The sequence below is a fragment of the Paenibacillus sp. H1-7 genome, from assembly GCF_022354825.1.
Taxonomy (GTDB): Bacteria; Bacillota; Bacilli; order Paenibacillales; family NBRC-103111; genus Paenibacillus_S.
Genome location: NZ_CP031168.1, coordinates 5394206 through 5411029, shown reverse-complemented (window position 1 = coordinate 5411029; position 16824 = coordinate 5394206). Strand labels below are relative to the sequence as shown.

The following is a 16824-nucleotide window of genomic DNA, read 5'->3' as shown; positions in this document are numbered from 1 at the left end:
ATATAAGGAGTGGATGAAAATGACCTTATCCAAAACCGCGGCTGCTCTGTTCAAGCCATTTGAAGGCGGCCGACTGAAGCTGGCCAATCGGATTGTTATGGCTCCGATGACACGCTGCTTCTCGCCCGGAGGAGTTCCGGGCCCTAACGTGGCCGGATACTACCGCCGCAGAGCGGAGAACGGCGTCGGTCTCATCATTACGGAAGGAACCGTCATCAACCATCCGGCTGCGGAGGCTGATCAAGGCGTGCCGCATTTTTACGGCGAGGAAGCTCTGGAAGGATGGGCTCGCGTTGTCCGGGAAGTGCATGAGGCGGGAGGGAAGATTGCTCCGCAAATTTGGCATACCGGCACCGCACGAAGCCGGGAGAAGTTTCCGGATTCGAACGTGGATCCCGTTGGACCGTCGGGTCTCAGCTTAACCGGAGAACCGGTTTCGGCGCCGCTGACAGTCGAGGAGATCGCAGGTCTAGTGCAAGCGTATGCCCAGGCTGCCGCCGACGCGAAGCGACTCGGCTTCGACGCGGTGGAAATTCACGGGGCGCATGGTTATCTTATCGACCAGTTTTTCTGGGAAGTAACCAACAAACGTACGGACAAGTATGGCGGTGACATGGTAGACCGCACCAGTTTCGCCGTAGAGGTCATTGAAGCGGTCCGTGCCGCGGTCGGCCCCGAATTCCCGATTATTTTCCGCTTCTCCCAATGGAAGCCGGTCAATTACGGCGCCAAGCTGGCAGTGAATCCGGAGGAGCTCGACCGCTTCCTCGCACCGCTGTCCGCGGCAGGCGTGGATATATTCCACGCCTCCACCCGCCGCTTCTGGGAGCCCGAGTTCGAGGGCTCGGACCTTAACCTGGCGGGCTGGACGCGCAAGCTGACCGGCAAGCCGGCCATTACCGTCGGCTCGGTCGGCCTCGACTCCGTGTTCACCAGCTTGTTCGAGGAAGGCAAAGGCGGCGAGCCTGCCGGCATCGGCAATCTGGTCGAGCGGCTGGAGCGGGACGAGTTCGATCTTGTTGCCGTCGGCCGCGCGCTGCTCAGCGACCCGGCTTGGGCGGCGAAAATCCGCGACGAACGGATCGAGGAGCTGAAGCCGTTCACCCAAGAAGCTCTTTCCACGTTGAGCTGATTTCATTTCATGCTCGTACATGTGGCATAGGCAGCACTTGGTTGAAAATAAGAAGAGGGTATGGTAAGATACTTGTAAATTGACGATGGGAGTGAAAAGATAATGTAGGATTTCTTGCAAATAAGTAAAGGAATAAAACAGGATAAGCGATATGCTTCGCATGTTTTATTTTTTATTTGCAAGAAAGTTACTATATCTTTTCACTCAAAAGATATCCTCATCTAACCCTGGAGCGGGTTGGGTTTGCTGTATATTTATTTGAGCTGCGAGAAATGTAACTTTCTTGCAGCTCTTTTTAGTTTTTTTGTACAGGAGGATATTGCCATGTCATTAATTCATGTAACCAACCTGACCTTCGCCTACGATGGCAGCTACGATAACATCTTTGAAAATGTAAGCTTTCAGCTGGATACCGATTGGAAGCTGGGCTTCACGGGAAGAAACGGCAGAGGGAAAACGACGTTTCTCAACCTGCTGCTCGGCAAGTATGAATATAGCGGTAAAATTTCGGCGCAAGTTCAGTTTGAATATTTCCCTTTCCCTGTGGAGCACAAGGAATACCTTACCATGGATGTGATCAGCGAGATTGTACCGGACTTGGTCCAATGGGAATTCATGCGCGAGCTGTCGCTGCTGAAGGTTTCGGATGATGTGTTATACCGGCCGTTCGATACGCTGTCCAACGGGGAGCAAACGAAGGTGCTGCTTGCCGCACTATTCCTTATGGAAAACCGGTTTCTGTTAATTGACGAACCGACCAACCATCTAGATATGGAAGCAAGGAAGCTTGTCAGCGACTATCTCCGAACCAAGAGCGGGTTTATTCTGGTGTCTCACGACAGGGCCTTTCTTGATAACTGCGTAGATCATATGCTGTCGATCAATAAGACCCATATAGACATTCAAAAAGGGAATTTCTCCGATTGGTGGGAGAATAAACAGCGGCAGGATCAATACGAGCTTGGAGAGAACGAAAAGCTTAAAAAAGACATCAAGCGCTTGTCGGAAGCCGCTAAACGAACGAGCCATTGGTCGGACGAAGTGGAGAAAACGAAGAACGGAACCAGAAATTCCGGCTCCAAGGTAGATAAAGGGTATATCGGGCACAAGGCCGCGAAAATGATGAAACGCTCCAAATCGATGGAGCAAAGGCAGCAATCCGCTATAGACGAAAAGTCGATGCTGCTTAAAAATGTCGAAAGCTCCGAGAGCTTGAAGATTTCACAGCTTCCGTATCATACTAACCAGCTAGTCCAGCTGGAACATGTATCGGTCTATTACGGTGATAAGCAGGCTTGCTCCGACATCAGTTTTACGATTGAACAAGGGGAGCGGATTGCGCTTTCCGGTAAAAACGGCTCCGGCAAATCAAGCATTATCAAGCTGATCTGCGGTGAAGACCTTACCTATACCGGCACATTCCGAAAAGGGAGCCAGCTCAAAATATCATACGTCTCACAGGACACCTCGCACCTGCAGGGGAGTTTAACGGACTATGCAAGAGACAACGGCATTGATGAAAGCTTATTTAAAGCGATTTTGCGTAAGCTTGATTTTTCCAGACTGCAGTTTGAAAAGGATATTTCGGCTTACAGCGGCGGCCAGAAGAAGAAGGTGCTGATTGCCAAAAGTTTGTGCGAGAAGGTTCATTTGCATATTTGGGACGAACCGCTTAATTTTATCGACGTGATATCCCGCATGCAAATTGAGGAGCTGCTGCTGGAATATTCGCCGACCATTCTCTTTGTCGAGCATGACAGCGAATTTTGCGAGAATATTGCTACGAAGATCGTTGAACTGTAACAATACCTTCCAAGTCCGCGTGCATCGCGGGCTTTTTTTTTCTCAAAAACCATCGTTTGTCCGAGGTAATAAACCCATGCGAAGCTATCATTCGCCTCATACTAATATACTATCTCAGAGAATGGAAGGTGGTATATTTGTTAAACAGGGGACTTATGCTGTCGCTTTTTTCAGGCACAAATTTCACGGGAAGACGGATTCGGATCAACCGCGGTAGCGTAGCCATTAAGGATTTCAGGGCATTCCAATTCAACGACCAGCTTTCGAGCTTTCAGCTCAGAAACGTTATCATCCCTAGTCAAGTTACTCTAGTATTGTTCCGGGATATTAACTTTCAAGGCACGTTCCGAGTATTTAGAGGCAGCCAAAACGTTGCTAATCTAGGCAGCTTTGATAACTTGACCTCGTCGTTAATCCTGGTCGGCAGGAATCTCTCCATTTTCGAGATCGGTCTGATCCAAAGCACCGGGAAGCCTCCTAGAGGCGTTGTCGTGATCAAACAGTAATGGGACAAAAGGGCGCGAACATTGCGTCCTTTTTCTATTACGAAGAGGAATAAAACCGCGAAATTCCTGAATACTATTTTTTGTTGCCTGGTCGTAGGGGCATTAGTAATTAATAGAGGGGATGTTGATGGGGAAATGGCAAAGCTGACACCTTATTTTTATTCGGAGGATGCAAGAGCGCAGGCCCGGTTTTATGTAGAAGCCTTAGGTGGGGAGATCCGCAATCAGATGACATACGGACAAGCCCCGGGTACGGATGAGGCGATAAAGGACAAAATCATACATATGGCCTTCACAGCTGCGGGGGTAGACTTTTACATTGCCGACACCATGCACGAGTCGCCGGGACGAAGCAGCGGATTTGATCTTAGCCTGGAGTTCCAGTCAGAAGAGGAGGCTAGGCAGGCATTCTCCAAGCTGTCGGAAGGCGGAAAGGTCATTATGGCGCTGGAGAAGCAATTTTGGGGAAGCATATTCGGCAGGCTGGAGGACAAATACGGCATCAAATGGCAGATCAGTACGGAAGCGCAAAACCATACGACGACCGGATAAGGTTCCGGTAAAATCTCGCGGCTGCAATCCATTACGGATCCAGGTATAACGTGGTCTGAGGGTTACTGTTACAACATAGAGAGGCTGCCGGCAGGAACGGCTGCCTTTTTTGTGCTTGCGGCAGGAGACGGCTCATGCTATATCGATGAAGTGACGGCAGCGTCGAAGAGGGGCGCTCCAATTTGCTGGCGGCGGTTATTTTGTAATATAATGGAATGATTCTGCAGGTCATGTGGAAAAGGAAGGGGAAATGGGTATAAAAGAAATATACCGATCGATGCCGATGTAGGGAGGTGGCTTCAACTTGAAATGGACAACTCTGATACATAATCTTGCATGCCGTTTTCAGGATGACGATGTACCCGCGTTGGCCGCCCAGCTGACGTATTATCTCGTGCTATCCTTTTTTCCATTCCTGATCTTTTTGGTGGCGCTGCTGAGCTTTACCGATTTTTCCGCGGATGAGGCGCTGGAACGTCTAAGCTTGATATTGCCCGACATGTCAAACAAGACTTTATCCGACGTGTTCCACGAAATCGAAGAGACGCGGAGCAGCTCGCTCGTGTCCATAGGCTTGATTGCAACGCTATGGTCGGCCTCCAATGGCATCAACGCTGTTATTAAAGGAATCAATAAAGCTTACGATCAAGAAGAAGACCGTCCGTTCTGGAAGGTGCGCCTTTTCTCCTTAGGGACGACGATCGTGCTTGCTGCCGCCATTTTGCTAAGCTTCGTGATGCTGGTGTTCGGACGAAAAATCGGGGAGTGGCTGTATCATACCGCGAGATTGCCAGGTGATTTCTCGAATATTTGGGCTTGGGCGCAGTATACGGTTCCGCTGGCTGTCATATGGACGATGTTTTGTCTGATCTATTCCTTTCTGCCCAATGTGCGTCTGAGATTCCGTGAGGTGATACCGGGAGCCGTCTTTGCAACGGTCGGCTGGATTGCCGCATCCCTCCTGTTTTCGTTTTATGTGAATCATTTCGACAGCTACACGAAGACGTACGGCAGCATCGGGGGTATTATCGTGCTTCTGATCTGGCTGTATTTGTCCAGCATGATCATTCTGCTTGGGGGAGAGCTGAACGCAGCACTGCATTTTATAAGAAGCGGCAAGGTGAAGCCGCCTTGCAAAATGTTCGGGTTGTCTCTGCCTTTTTTCAAAAAAAATAAGAACACGGTCAGCGATTAATATGCCATGAAGACTGGAACAACCCTTTATTTCAACAAGAAAGGGCTTGATTCCGGTCTTTTTTAGCTTCGAAGTATGGTATGGGGAGCCAGTAAATCCACGCTGATTAAAAAATAAACGTTATTTACAGAATGATGTATACAACATATAATATGTAATATACATAGTTTGCATACGCTTACACTATTCGATTTGCAAGCACCGGCATTTTAAATTTATGACAAAGAGGTGGACACAACAGTGATTTTGTTGAAAAAAAGCGCGATTCTGCTGTCTGCAGCCACGATTCTTGTTTCGGCAACAGCATGTTCGGGAGACAGCAAGAACGCGGTCGTTGAACCGAAGTCCGAAGGGGAGCTAAGTACAAAGATCAACGAACCGACAGAGCTGACGGTGTTTTCGCTGGAAAGCCCCGATGGATGGAATCAGAAATACGGCGAGTATTTGAAGAAAAAGCTGCCCCAGTACAAGATCACTCATATTTCGCAAACGGAAAGCTCAAGGCTGGAGCACTTGCTAAGCGCCGGCACGAACATTGATTTGTACATCGCCAACGCTCGCTCCGTCAGTCAGCAATACTTGCCCAGCAAGGCTGCGTTTGACATGTCGGAGCTGGTGAAGACGCACCGAATCGATTTAAACGTTTTTGAGCCTGAGGGGATTAATCAGATGACTTCGGCGGAGGGAGCCGGAGGATTGTACGGACTGCCTTTATCCAACTACACGATGGTAATGTACTACAATAAAGACATTTTCGATAAGGTTGGAGTGCCGTATCCTAAGGATGGCATGACCTGGGAAGAGACGTACGAATTGGCCAAGAAGCTCACTGTGAACACGGGGGAGAAGCAGTACCTCGGATTCTGGATCTCTCCCAAGCATTACTTAAGGACGAATCAAATGTCGCTGGCTTTGGTAGATCCCAAGACGGAGAAGGCTTCTGTAACGAGCGACGAATGGAACCGGCTTTTTGATACGATATTCAAAAAGTTCTCGGATATTACCGCCTTCAGAGAAAGAGCGATTACGGCATGGCCGAGCCACGACGCGTTCAATGTAACCCAGGAGCTGGCTATGTATGTTATGCAGTCCAGCTGGCTTATGGCGGCGCAAGAGTCGCTTGGCAAAATGAACTTTGACATGGTCGCCATGCCTACCTTCAAAGACAAGCCGAATGTCGGCGTACAGGCATCTTATACTTATATGGGCATTACATCGATGAGCCAGAAAAAGGATCAGGCCATGGAAGTAATCCGGCAGCTCACTTCGGAAGATTACCAGATGGAGATGTCCAAGCTAGGCGTCATGACCTCGCTTAAGAGCCAGGCGGTACAGAAGGCCTATGCGGCTGAAACGCCATACAAAGACAAGAAGCTGAATATGAATGCGGCATTTTACAATAAGTTCGCTCCGACGGCGCCGATTACTGCGTACGATGAGTTCGTGGTGGAAGACGGATTGGAGAAAACCCAGCTACGAGACATGGTGAAAGGCTTGACCGACCTCAATACCGGATTGAGAATGGCGGAAGAAATCGCCAACCAGAAAATTCAATCTTCAAAGTAGGCATGTAAGCCCATAAATTCATGATTCGGAGGAATATCCATGATCTTGAGAAGAGGATTGCCTGGAATGCTGATCGCTGTCCTGTTGACTGTCTCCGCTTGTACCGGAAGCCCGGAGAAGACTGAGCAGGAGGCCTCTCTTAAAGATGTTCCTGATACACCGAAGACCCCGGTGGAGATTGCTTTTTACAGCTCGAGCAAGGAGCCTTTGTTCGTTGAAGCCGTAAGAAAAAAATTTCCCGACTATACGATCAAATATATTCAGAAGGGGGCGGGATACTCGTTTCCGGAAATGATCGCGAGCAATCAAACCTTCGATATTTACGTCGAGAGCGCCAGAACCTACGCCAGAGATTTGCTTGGAGCGAAGCTGGAGTTGGATTTGACCGACCTTTCGAAGAAGCATCAAATCGATCTGAACCGGTTCGACAAAAACGGATTGGAGCAAATGAAGTCCGCCGGAGGATTGTACGGTCTCCCTATTTATGGAAGCGGCATGGTCTTATATTATAATAAAGAAATATTCGACCGTTTCGGAGTTCCTTATCCAAAGGACGGCATGACCTGGGAAGAGACGTACGAGCTCGCCAAGAAGCTGACGCGCGTCGATAACCAGCCGTATTACGGGTATTGGCTTAAGACGAAAAGCTATTTACGCAAAAATCAATACTCGCTTCCTTTTGTCGACATGAAGACCGAAACGGCAGTGATCAATAACGAGAAGTGGAAAAGAACGATCGAGACCGTCTTCCAAAAGTTCAGCGCCATCGAAGGAATGGAAGGAAAGTTCGGAACGCAATGGCCGGGCTCGGACGTCTTTTATAAAAATAAGGATGTCGCGATGTATGTAACCGATTCCGATATGCATCAGGGCGTTAAGGAAATGCGGGACATGAAGTGGGATATGGTCTCCCTTCCAAGCTTCAGCGATGCGCCGGGAATCGGTCCGCAGATTATGTATACTTATTTGGGAATCCCATCATTTAGCAAGCATCAAGACGAGGCGATGAAGATTATTCAATATTTAACGTCGGAGGAATTCCAAATGCAGCTGTCGAAGCAAGGCTTTCTGACCTCGCTGAACAATCAGGAAATTTTGAAAGCAATCGGCCAGGATACGCCGGATAAGGACAAAAACTTGAAGGCCATCTATTATAATACGTTCGCCCCTTCAGGCCCGACTACCAAATACGACGAATATGTAATAGAGGATGGAATCGACAACGTGGCACTGCGGGAGCTGGTGAATCAAAAGCTGGATCTCAACACGATGATTCGCAAGGCGGAGGAGCTCGGCAACCAATCCATCCAGAAAAACAAAAACTAGACAGATATAGAAGGTGTGAACGATGGAACTACCCAAAATCGATACGTCCAACCTGTGGGACAAAACATACTCCATATTAAAGGATCAAATCATCCGGCGCCGATTCTCGCCGAACGAGAAGCTTTCCATTCCCGAGCTGGCCGATCAGCTGGGTGTGAGCCGGACACCGGTCCGTGACGCATTAAACCGGCTCGAGATGGAGCGGCTTGTCAAAACCGTCTCCAAGGTAGGCACATTTGTCGTGGCCATAAGCAGCGAAGACATCAAGGACATTATGGATACACGGCTCATGCTTGAATTTTGGGTGATCGACAAGCTTGCCTCGGTGAGCAAGGACGCAGTGCAAGCAGGTGTGAGCAGGATGCAAACCATCATTGACCTTTCGTTGCAAAAGATCGACGCCGAGCCGTTGCGCGATTATTTGCATGCCGATTATAATCTGGCCTTTCATATCGAGTTCATGAAGCTCGGGCAAAACCGGAACAACATCGATATTTACTTGAAGCTCATGGACTACAGATTCATTATGACGAAATCGTCGATCGTTTCCTCCGAAATGGTCAAAGTGGCGCAAGCGCAGCATCAAACGATCGTCGATGCGGTGAAGAGCGGTAATGTGGACGATATTCGCAGCGTAATCCGATTGCATCTGGACGATTCGGAGCGGCGATTGCTGAAGGCGATTCATGAGAACGGAGGGACAATATGACCGACGCAAGCGATCTGATCCGGTATGTCGGCGGGAAGTCGGCCAACACCGATTATCACGACGGGCAGCTAAGACCCGTCGTCGGTACGCATAATTATCAGGTGCTGCGCGCCAATCGCTCCCGGCCGGAGCTTGCCGACGATTTGGGCTGGACGTACAATCATGCCCCGATGCTGGCTCATTGGAACGGTACATTTTATTTGGAATATTTAAGCAATCCGGAGTCGGAGCACGTTCCGCCTGGACATACGCTGTTGACCGCATCCAAGGATGGAGTCCATTGGGAGAAACCAAGGGTAGTATTTCCGGCCATTCAAATTCCTGAGGGCGTATACCAAAACCCGGATGCTCCGGAGCTGCCCCCTGGCAGCTACGCAGTGATGCATCAACGGATGGGGTTTTATGAAGCGCCGAACGGCAAACTATTGGTGCTTGGTTTTTATGGGATTTGTCCTGCCTACCGGGTGCATCCGAACGATGGCAACGGGATAGGCCGTGTAGTTAGAGAAGTCAAGAACGATGGCAGCTGGGGACCGATCTATTATTTGCGTTACAACCTTCATGCGGGTTGGAATGAGACGAACACCGGGTTTCCTTGGTATCGGACTTCCGAGGATCCCCAATTCATCGAAGCGTGCGAGGCATTGCTGTCCGATAAGCTGGTAACGATGCAGTGGTGGGAGGAGGACCGGAGCCGGGACGGGTTCTACAGCATAACGGGAGGCAAAGCAGCCTCTACGTACCGTTTGCCGGACGGCAGGGTTATTGCCGTCTTTAAGTCCTCCAAGGCTGCCGTGACGGAAAATGACGGTATGTCGTGGTCAGAGCTGTGCGATGTACCGTCGTTCATCATGGCGGGAGCTAAAATATGGGGACAGAAGACGGCGGACGGCAAGTATGGGCTAGTATACAACCCAACGCCGACAGGAAAATACCGTTGGCCGCTTGCCGTTGTCACCAGCGACGACGGTTTGGAATTCGACCATATGGCGGTCATTCACGGGGACGTTTCTCCGATGCGTTTCCCCGGTCACTACAAGGACTACGGTCCCCAGTACATCCGGGGGATCGAAGCGGGGAACGATACGCCGACAGGGAATGAAATGTGGCTAACCTACAGTGTGAATAAAGAAGATATATGGGTAAGCCGCGTACCGGTGCCTGTGGAGCTGCGTGTGGAGAAGCCGGTACGGGACACCTTCGACGATATGCCTGTAGGGAGGCACGTCCAAGGCTGGAACATTTACAGCTGCCAATGGGCGCAGGTTTCGGTAGCGCCATTCCCTTCGCCAAGCAATAAGAGCTTAAGGCTGCATAACAAGGATCCATATGACTACAGTAAAGCGGTCCGGGTGTTCCCTGAAAGCCGCAAAGTACGGATTCAGTGGAAGCTGCTGGCCGCTCAATCCGATACGGGGCCGCTGCAAATCGAAGTTTGCGACTACAAGGGAACGATTCCGCTTCGTCTGATCGTTGACAAGGATGGATGGATCAAAGTGCAGCACGGATTCATCCATAACGTCGTGGCCTACGAGCCGGATACTTGGTATGAAGTTGTTCTGAACATTGATGCTTCCAAGCAAAAGTACGAAATCATCATTGGCGATGTTCGCAAAACCTATAGCTTCTTCGCGCCGGTTCTGTCGGTGGAACGCCTTGTGTTTCGAACGGGTGCCTTCCGGAGAGAGCCGAATCTCGATTCGCCTTTAGAGTTTGACGCTTTGCCCGGAGCCGACGATCCCGTACGTAAGGCTGTCTATTATATTCAGTATGTTGAGACATCGGAGCATGTGTAGCGCGGTGAGCGCTACGGCAAGCATAACATGAGTTGAAGCCCCTGGAAGTGAATCCAGGGGCTTCTTTGGCTTTCGGTTCAACACTTATGCGATTTTTATGCTATTGGACGGGAGGAGTGGCGTTCGACCAAGCGGGTGTCGATACTCATCTTCGTTTTTACCTGCTGTACCGATTCGATTGAGTCGATCACAAGATCGACGGCGTGATAAGCCAGCCTCGCCTTCTCTACATGAACGGTCGTCAGCTCAGGGTGTACTATGACCGCTTCGGAGATGTTATCAAAGCCGACGACCGAGGCGTCCTCCGGAACACGGTAACCCAGCTCGGTCAGCGTCTTCATGGCGCTGATGGCAATGTAATCGCACTCGCAGAAGAAAGCGGTAGGAAGCGAGCGTCCGGCGCGAAGGAACGATTCCAGCTGCGCCTTCAACGACCTCTGGGAAGAGAGGATTGTCGGCGCAGCGGAGAACACTTGTGCCGGCATTATTTCCAGCTCGTACTCGCGCAAGGCGGCCTTAAAGCCGCTTTGACGCTCTTCGAAGTTATGGATACGTATATTCGAAGCGATGTATCCGATATTCCGGTGACCGCTGCGGCACAGGTAAGCGCCGGCCTGGTAAGCGCCCATGTAGTTGTTGATTTCAACAAAATGCACAGGCAGCGTATCGAAGCAAGTGTCTAGCACTACCAAATGCGGCCCCAGCATGCCGGCGATGTCCGTGATTTGCCCGCGGTTCAGGTTCGTACCTAGCAGTACGACGCCACCGCCGGGGCGTTCCTGGGCAAGAGCCATAAGCTCGCGATCAAAAAACTCCATGTCGATGGAGGAGAAAATAAGCGAGTACCCTTTAGTGCGGCACCGTTCTTCAATGTAATGTATGAGCTCGCGAAAGAACGGCTGCTGATAATACTGCTCCAACACGATGCCGGAATTGGCCAGGACAAGAAAGGTCAGCAATTTGGTTTGCGGCTCTGTTGAGGCGGACACTTTGGCTTTCGGAAGGTAGCCGTTTTCCCTGGCAACTTGCAAAATCCGTTCGCGGGTTTCGGGACCAATACCCGGCTTTCCGCTGAAGGCGAGGGAGACGGCTGATTTGGACACGCCGGCCAGTTGGGCTATATCTTCCATTTTCATTTTGATTGCTCCGTTTCCAAGTACATATCGTTTAGATTAGTTTAGTTTACATGTTTTAGTAAAAAAACTCAACAGCCATCTAGAATTATTAAGTTTAAATCCAATATTTTAGTTATATTTAGTTGAAATGATGCGTAATTTGTATAAATAAAGCGTTGACAGTTATTTTTTGGAATGATACGATGAGTTTGTGAAGGTTAATGATACTAAACAGTTTAGTTTTATTGTGAGTAGTATTCTATTGATATTATGGAAAATAGTTTAGTTGTTTAGTAGAGTTAGTTTCCTTGTTTCTTATTCCTACCCTTGAAGGAGAAATGCTGGATGAACAAATTAAAGCTGGGCTATGCGCCTACGCGCCGGTTTGTTTTTAGCGCTGAAGACGCATTTAAGTACAAAGTATGGATACGCGAGAAGATAGAGAGCATCGGATTGGATATCGACATCGTTGACTTGGAAGGTCTTAATTCCGAAGGGCTGCTGTACGACGATCACATCAATGCCGATGAGATTATCGAGCGGTTCAGGCAGGAGAGAGTGGACGCCGTATTTTTCCCGCATTGTAACTTCGGCACAGAAGATACCGTTGCCCGGGTCGGCAAGGCGCTCGGCAAGCCAGTGCTGCTCTGGGGGCCAAGGGACGAGGCTCCGCTGGAGGACGGCATGCGGCTGCGGGATACGCAATGCGGCTTGTTCGCCACCGGCAAGGTGCTTCGCCGCTTTAACGTACCGTTCACCTACGTGACGAACAGCAGGGTGAACGATCCGGTGTTCGAGCGCGGCTTCACGAATTTCATTGCCGCAGCCAATGTCGTCCGGCAGTTCCGCAGCCTGCGCATTCTGCAGATCGGACCGCGTCCGTCTTCATTCTGGACGATGATGTGTAACGAAGGCGAGCTGCTGGAGCAGTTCGGCATCGAGATTCACCCGATTACGCTGGTCGACATTCAGCGGGCTTCGCAGCAGATCGAGAAAGGGAACGGCTCGGAGCTTGCCGAGGCCGTCGACTATATCAAGGCGAAGCTGGATTACTCCGAGGTTACGGAAGGAGACGTGAAGCGAATCGCCGCCTTGAAGGTAGCCATGCGCAGGTATGCACAGCAAACCGGCAGCTCGGCCATTGCCATTCAATGCTGGTCCTCCCTCCAGGATGCGATGGGCATTATGCCTTGTCTGGCGAATGCGATACTGACCGATGAGCAAATTCCGGTCACCTGTGAAACCGATATTCACGGTGCGGTTACCTCGGTTATGGTGCAGGCAGCGACGATGAATCAAGCGCCGACGTTTTTCGCAGATTTGACCGTGCGTCACCCTGACAATCCGAACGGCGAGCTGCTGTTCCACTGCGGCAATTTCCCGCTATCGTTATCAGTAGAAGAAAAGCCGAAGCTGCGCAAGCATTTTCTGTTCGACGATCATTCTCCGGGTACGCACGAAGGCGAGATTCGCGGCGGGGACATGACGCTGGCCCGTTTTGACGGGGATCACGGGGAATATCAGCTGTTCCTGGGCCGTGCTCGCGGCATACAAGGTCCATACACCCGGGGCTCCTACGTGTGGGTGGAAGTGAACGATTGGCCTTTGTGGGAAGAGAAGCTCGTAAAAGGCCCGTACGTTCATCATTCCGTCGGCATACATGCCAATGCAATCCCGGCTCTATATGAAGCCTGTCAATACATACCGGGCTTGAAGCCGGATCCTGTCGATCCGACCGAGCAGCAAATTCAAGCCTGGCTGCGTGGCGCAAGCATGTAGGGGAGGGACGACCAACGAGATGACAAATAAGGATTTGAAGCTGAAGGCCATCCAAATTCGCATGGATCTGCTGAAAATGATTCACCGGGCCAAAACGGGGCACACCGGCGGCTCGCTGAGCAATACGGATATTTTGACGGTTTTGTATTATAAAATCATGAATATCGATCCAAGCCGGCCGAAATGGGAGGACCGTGACCGGTTCATAGCCAGCAAGGGCCACTCGGTGGAGTCGCTCTGGTGCATTCTCGCCGACCTCGGCTTCTTCCCCAAAGAAGAGCTGGAGACGTTCAGCCAATTCGGAACGCGGCTGATCGGCCATCCGAACAATAAAGTGCCTGGCATCGAGATGAACACAGGCGCTCTGGGGCATGGACTCGCTATCTCGGTAGGGATGGCGCTTGCGGCTAAGCGCGACGGCAAAGGCTACCGCGTCTTCTGCTTAATGGGGGACGGGGAGCAGGCAGAAGGTTCTGTCTGGGAAGCGGCTATGGCCGGCGCTCACTATAAGCTCGATAATTTGGTCGCTCTGATCGACCGGAACCGGCTGCAGATCAGCGGGACGACCGAGGAAGTAATGGGACTCGATCCGCTTGATGAGAAGTGGTCGGCCTTCGGCTGGAATGTGGTTTCGCTGGACGGCAATAGCGTCGATTCGCTTGTCGAGGCTTTGGAGGCGGTTCCAACGCATGCCGGGAAGCCTACCTTGATATTAGCCAACACCGTGAAAGGCAAAGGCGTATCGTTCGCGGAAAATGTGCCGCATTGGCACCATCACGTGCCGAACGACGCTGAACTCGAACGGGCGCTCGACGAGCTGTCGGCGCAGCTGGAAGCTTACCAACAGGAAGGGCAGGTGCGATTGTAGATGAACACCATACCGAACCGGCAAGCTCTTTGCGAGACGCTGCTTGAGCTGGCTCAAACGGACCGCGACATCATGGTTCTCGCCAGCGATTCTCGGGGGTCGGCTGCCATGGCGCCGTTCGCCAAGGCGTATCCCGAGCAATTCGTGGAGGTTGGCATCGCGGAGCAAAATATCGTCGGCATTTCGGCCGGCCTCGCCCATAGCGGCAAAAAGCCGTTCGTCACGTCGCCTGCCTGCTTCCTGAGCATGCGCAGTATCGAGCAAATCAAGGTTGACGTCGCTTATTCCGGCACGAACGTCAAGCTTGTCGGCATTAGCGGCGGCGTCAGCTACGGAGCGCTCGGCATGTCTCATCATTCCGTGCAGGATGTAGCGGTATGCCGAGCGATTCCGGGTCTTGCCGTCATTCTTCCGGCAGACCGGCACGAGACGAAGCGCATGACCGAAGCGCTCGTGCAACACGAGGGTGGCGTCTATGTCCGCATCGGACGCAACCCGGTGGAGGATGTGTATGAGTCGGATGACTACGAATTCGTCATCGGCAAAGCGGTAACGATGCGCGATGGAGCGGATCTGACGATTATCGCCGCCGGAGAAACGGTGCGGGTGGCGCTGGACGCGCACACCGCACTGAAGGAAGCCGGTGTATCATGCCGGGTGCTCAATATGCACACCATCAAGCCGCTGGATGAAGAAGCGATTATCCGGGCGGCACGGGAGACCGGGCATATTATTACAGTGGAGGAGCACAGCATCCATGGCGGTCTCGGCTCCGCCGTTGCAGAAACGGTAGTCCAGCACCAGCCGGTGCCGATACGGATTCTTGGAATTCCGGATGAGCCTGCGATCGCAGGCAAAACCGCGGAAGTGTTCAAGCACTACGGGATCAGCGCGGACAACATCAAGCGCATAGCGCTTGAGATGCTTGGCCGATAGGTGATAGGAGCTGCTCATATGACGAAGGATTATATATTGGCCATCGATCAAAGCACATCCGGTACGAAAGCGCTGCTTGTCGATCGGAACGGAAGTGTCGTCGCCCGCAGCATGCTGGAGCATAAGCAGTACTATCCGCGCGATGGATGGGTGGAGCACGATCCGCTGGAAATTTACTACAATGTTGAGGAGACAGCGATAAGCGTGCTGGAGTCCGCCGGGATCGAGCCCGGGCAGCTCGCTGCCCTGACGATCACCAACCAGCGGGAAACGGCCGTCCTCTGGGATCGGACAACAGGTCTGCCGGTTTATCCGGCGATCGTGTGGCAATGCCAGCGGACGGCGGACAGGTGCGCAGCGCTGAAGGCTGAAGGACACGAAGAGACGGTACGGGCCAAAAGCGGGCTGCTGCTCGATCCTTATTTCTCGGCCGCCAAATGGGAATGGATGCTGGATAACGCGGAAGGGGCGCGGACCAAGCTGGAGGAAGGCAAGCTGCTCGCCGGAACGATCGACAGCTGGCTGCTCTGGAATTTGACGGGCGGCAAGGTTCACGCTACCGACTACACGAATGCAAGCCGAACGTCTCTCTTCAACATTCACACCTTGGCGTGGGACGAAGAGCTGTGCTCGTTATTCGGCATACCGTTCGAGCTGCTGCCCGAAGTGAAGGGCTCCGACGAGGTGTTCGGATATACAGAGGAAGCAGGCGTGTTCGGGCAACGCATTCCGGTTACAGGCATCATCGGCGATTCCCAGGCAGCGATGTTCGGCAACCATTGCTTCACGGCCGGAATGGCCAAAGCGACCTACGGCACGGGAACCTCCGTACTGATGAACGTAGGGGAGAAGGCGCCGGATGCCGAAAATGGGCTAGTCGCAGCCATCGCCTGGGGAATGGGCGGTCAAGTGACCTATGCGATCGAGGCGGTCATCCGGACTTCCGGCGACAGCATCAAGTGGGTGCGCGCTCAGCTCGGATTATTCTCCACCTTCGAGGAGATGGAACGTGTGCTCCTTAACGCGCCTGACAATGGAGGCGTTTACTTGGTTCCCGCCTTTGTCGGCCTCGGAGCACCCTATTGGGATCCCTATGCCAGAGCGTCCATAACGGGCATGAACCGGGGGAGCGGCAAAGCCCACATCATTCGTGCGGCTTTGGAATCCATCGTATACCAAGTGCGCGATGCAGTGAGGCTGATGGAGTCCGTGACAGGGACGCCACTAGCTGAGCTGCGGGCCGACGGCGGCGCGTCCGATAATGAGACCTTGATGCAATTTCAGGCGGATATGCTCAATATCCAGGTCGTCAAATCGGAGGTAGCCGAGCTGTCCGCACTCGGATCGGTTTATATGGGAGGACTCCGCATTGGTTTCTGGTCATCGACAGATGATATCGCGAACCGCCAGCAAGCTTACCGCCGATATGAGCCGCATATGGAAGAAGCGGAGCGAGAACGAAACTACAACGGATGGAAGCGTGCAGTCGCATCGGTCTTGAGCAGCGGGACAGCGGAAAGATGGAATAACCTATAACAAAA

Annotated in this window: 14 protein-coding genes; 13 read left to right on the top strand and 1 reads right to left on the bottom strand. The window is 51.8% G+C overall.

What is annotated here, in order from left to right; all coding sequences use genetic code 11:
• The first annotated feature begins 19 nt into the window (after positions 1 to 19).
• The 9 genes from DVH26_RS23665 (at position 20) to DVH26_RS23625 (ending at position 10585) form a co-directional block, all read left to right on the top strand.
• Positions 20 to 1132 (top strand): NADH:flavin oxidoreductase, encoded by a 1113-nt coding sequence (locus tag DVH26_RS23665; protein ID WP_239626102.1) that lies wholly within the window; start codon positions 20 to 22, stop codon positions 1130 to 1132.
• Positions 1133 to 1456: 324 nt separating this feature from the next.
• Positions 1457 to 2935 (top strand): Lsa family ABC-F type ribosomal protection protein, encoded by a 1479-nt coding sequence (locus tag DVH26_RS23660; RefSeq protein WP_239626099.1) that lies wholly within the window; start codon positions 1457 to 1459, stop codon positions 2933 to 2935.
• Between the two features lie 137 nt (positions 2936 to 3072).
• Entirely contained in the window at positions 3073 to 3441 is a 369-nt protein-coding gene (locus DVH26_RS23655; RefSeq protein ID WP_239626096.1) for a peptidase inhibitor family I36 protein, read from the top strand.
• Between the two features lie 135 nt (positions 3442 to 3576).
• Positions 3577 to 3993, top strand: coding sequence for a VOC family protein (locus tag DVH26_RS23650; RefSeq protein WP_239626093.1), 417 nt, complete (start codon positions 3577 to 3579; stop codon positions 3991 to 3993).
• A 304-nt stretch (positions 3994 to 4297) separates the two neighbouring features.
• Complete coding sequence (locus DVH26_RS23645; RefSeq protein ID WP_239626090.1) at positions 4298 to 5188, top strand: YihY/virulence factor BrkB family protein; 891 nt, start codon at positions 4298 to 4300, stop codon at positions 5186 to 5188.
• 240 nt (positions 5189 to 5428) lie between these two features.
• Entirely contained in the window at positions 5429 to 6754 is a 1326-nt protein-coding gene (locus DVH26_RS23640) for an ABC transporter substrate-binding protein (protein ID WP_239626088.1), read from the top strand.
• Positions 6755 to 6793: 39 nt separating this feature from the next.
• Positions 6794 to 8080 (top strand): ABC transporter substrate-binding protein, encoded by a 1287-nt coding sequence (locus DVH26_RS23635; protein WP_239626085.1) that lies wholly within the window; start codon positions 6794 to 6796, stop codon positions 8078 to 8080.
• A gap of 22 nt (positions 8081 to 8102) precedes the next feature.
• A complete protein-coding gene (locus DVH26_RS23630; RefSeq protein WP_239626083.1) occupies positions 8103 to 8789 on the top strand; it encodes a GntR family transcriptional regulator in 687 nt (228 codons plus the stop codon).
• Entirely contained in the window at positions 8786 to 10585 is a 1800-nt protein-coding gene (locus DVH26_RS23625) for an exo-alpha-sialidase (RefSeq protein WP_239626081.1), read from the top strand. The genes DVH26_RS23630 and DVH26_RS23625 overlap by 4 nt, the downstream gene beginning before the upstream one ends.
• Positions 10586 to 10680: 95 nt before the next feature.
• Here the strand turns inward: DVH26_RS23625 and DVH26_RS23620 are convergent, their stop codons facing one another.
• Complete coding sequence (locus DVH26_RS23620; RefSeq protein ID WP_239626079.1) at positions 10681 to 11721, bottom strand: LacI family DNA-binding transcriptional regulator; 1041 nt, start codon at positions 11719 to 11721, stop codon at positions 10681 to 10683.
• Positions 11722 to 12045: 324 nt separating this feature from the next.
• On the opposite strand from DVH26_RS23620, the gene DVH26_RS23615 reads away from it, so the two are divergent.
• Genes DVH26_RS23615 through glpK form a run of 4 tightly spaced genes read left to right on the top strand, consistent with a single transcriptional unit; the run spans position 12046 to position 16819 of the window.
• Entirely contained in the window at positions 12046 to 13479 is a 1434-nt protein-coding gene (locus DVH26_RS23615; protein ID WP_239626076.1) for an L-fucose/L-arabinose isomerase family protein, read from the top strand.
• 19 nt (positions 13480 to 13498) lie between these two features.
• A complete protein-coding gene (locus DVH26_RS23610) occupies positions 13499 to 14347 on the top strand; it encodes a transketolase (RefSeq protein WP_239626075.1) in 849 nt (282 codons plus the stop codon).
• Positions 14348 to 15283 carry a transketolase family protein gene (locus DVH26_RS23605; protein WP_239626072.1) on the top strand — a complete coding sequence of 312 codons (936 nt, stop codon included), beginning with the start codon at positions 14348 to 14350 and terminating at the stop codon, positions 15281 to 15283. It abuts the gene before it with no gap.
• A gap of 18 nt (positions 15284 to 15301) precedes the next feature.
• Entirely contained in the window at positions 15302 to 16819 is a 1518-nt protein-coding gene (gene glpK, locus DVH26_RS23600; protein WP_239626071.1) for a glycerol kinase GlpK, read from the top strand.
• Positions 16820 to 16824: the final 5 nt, after the last annotated feature.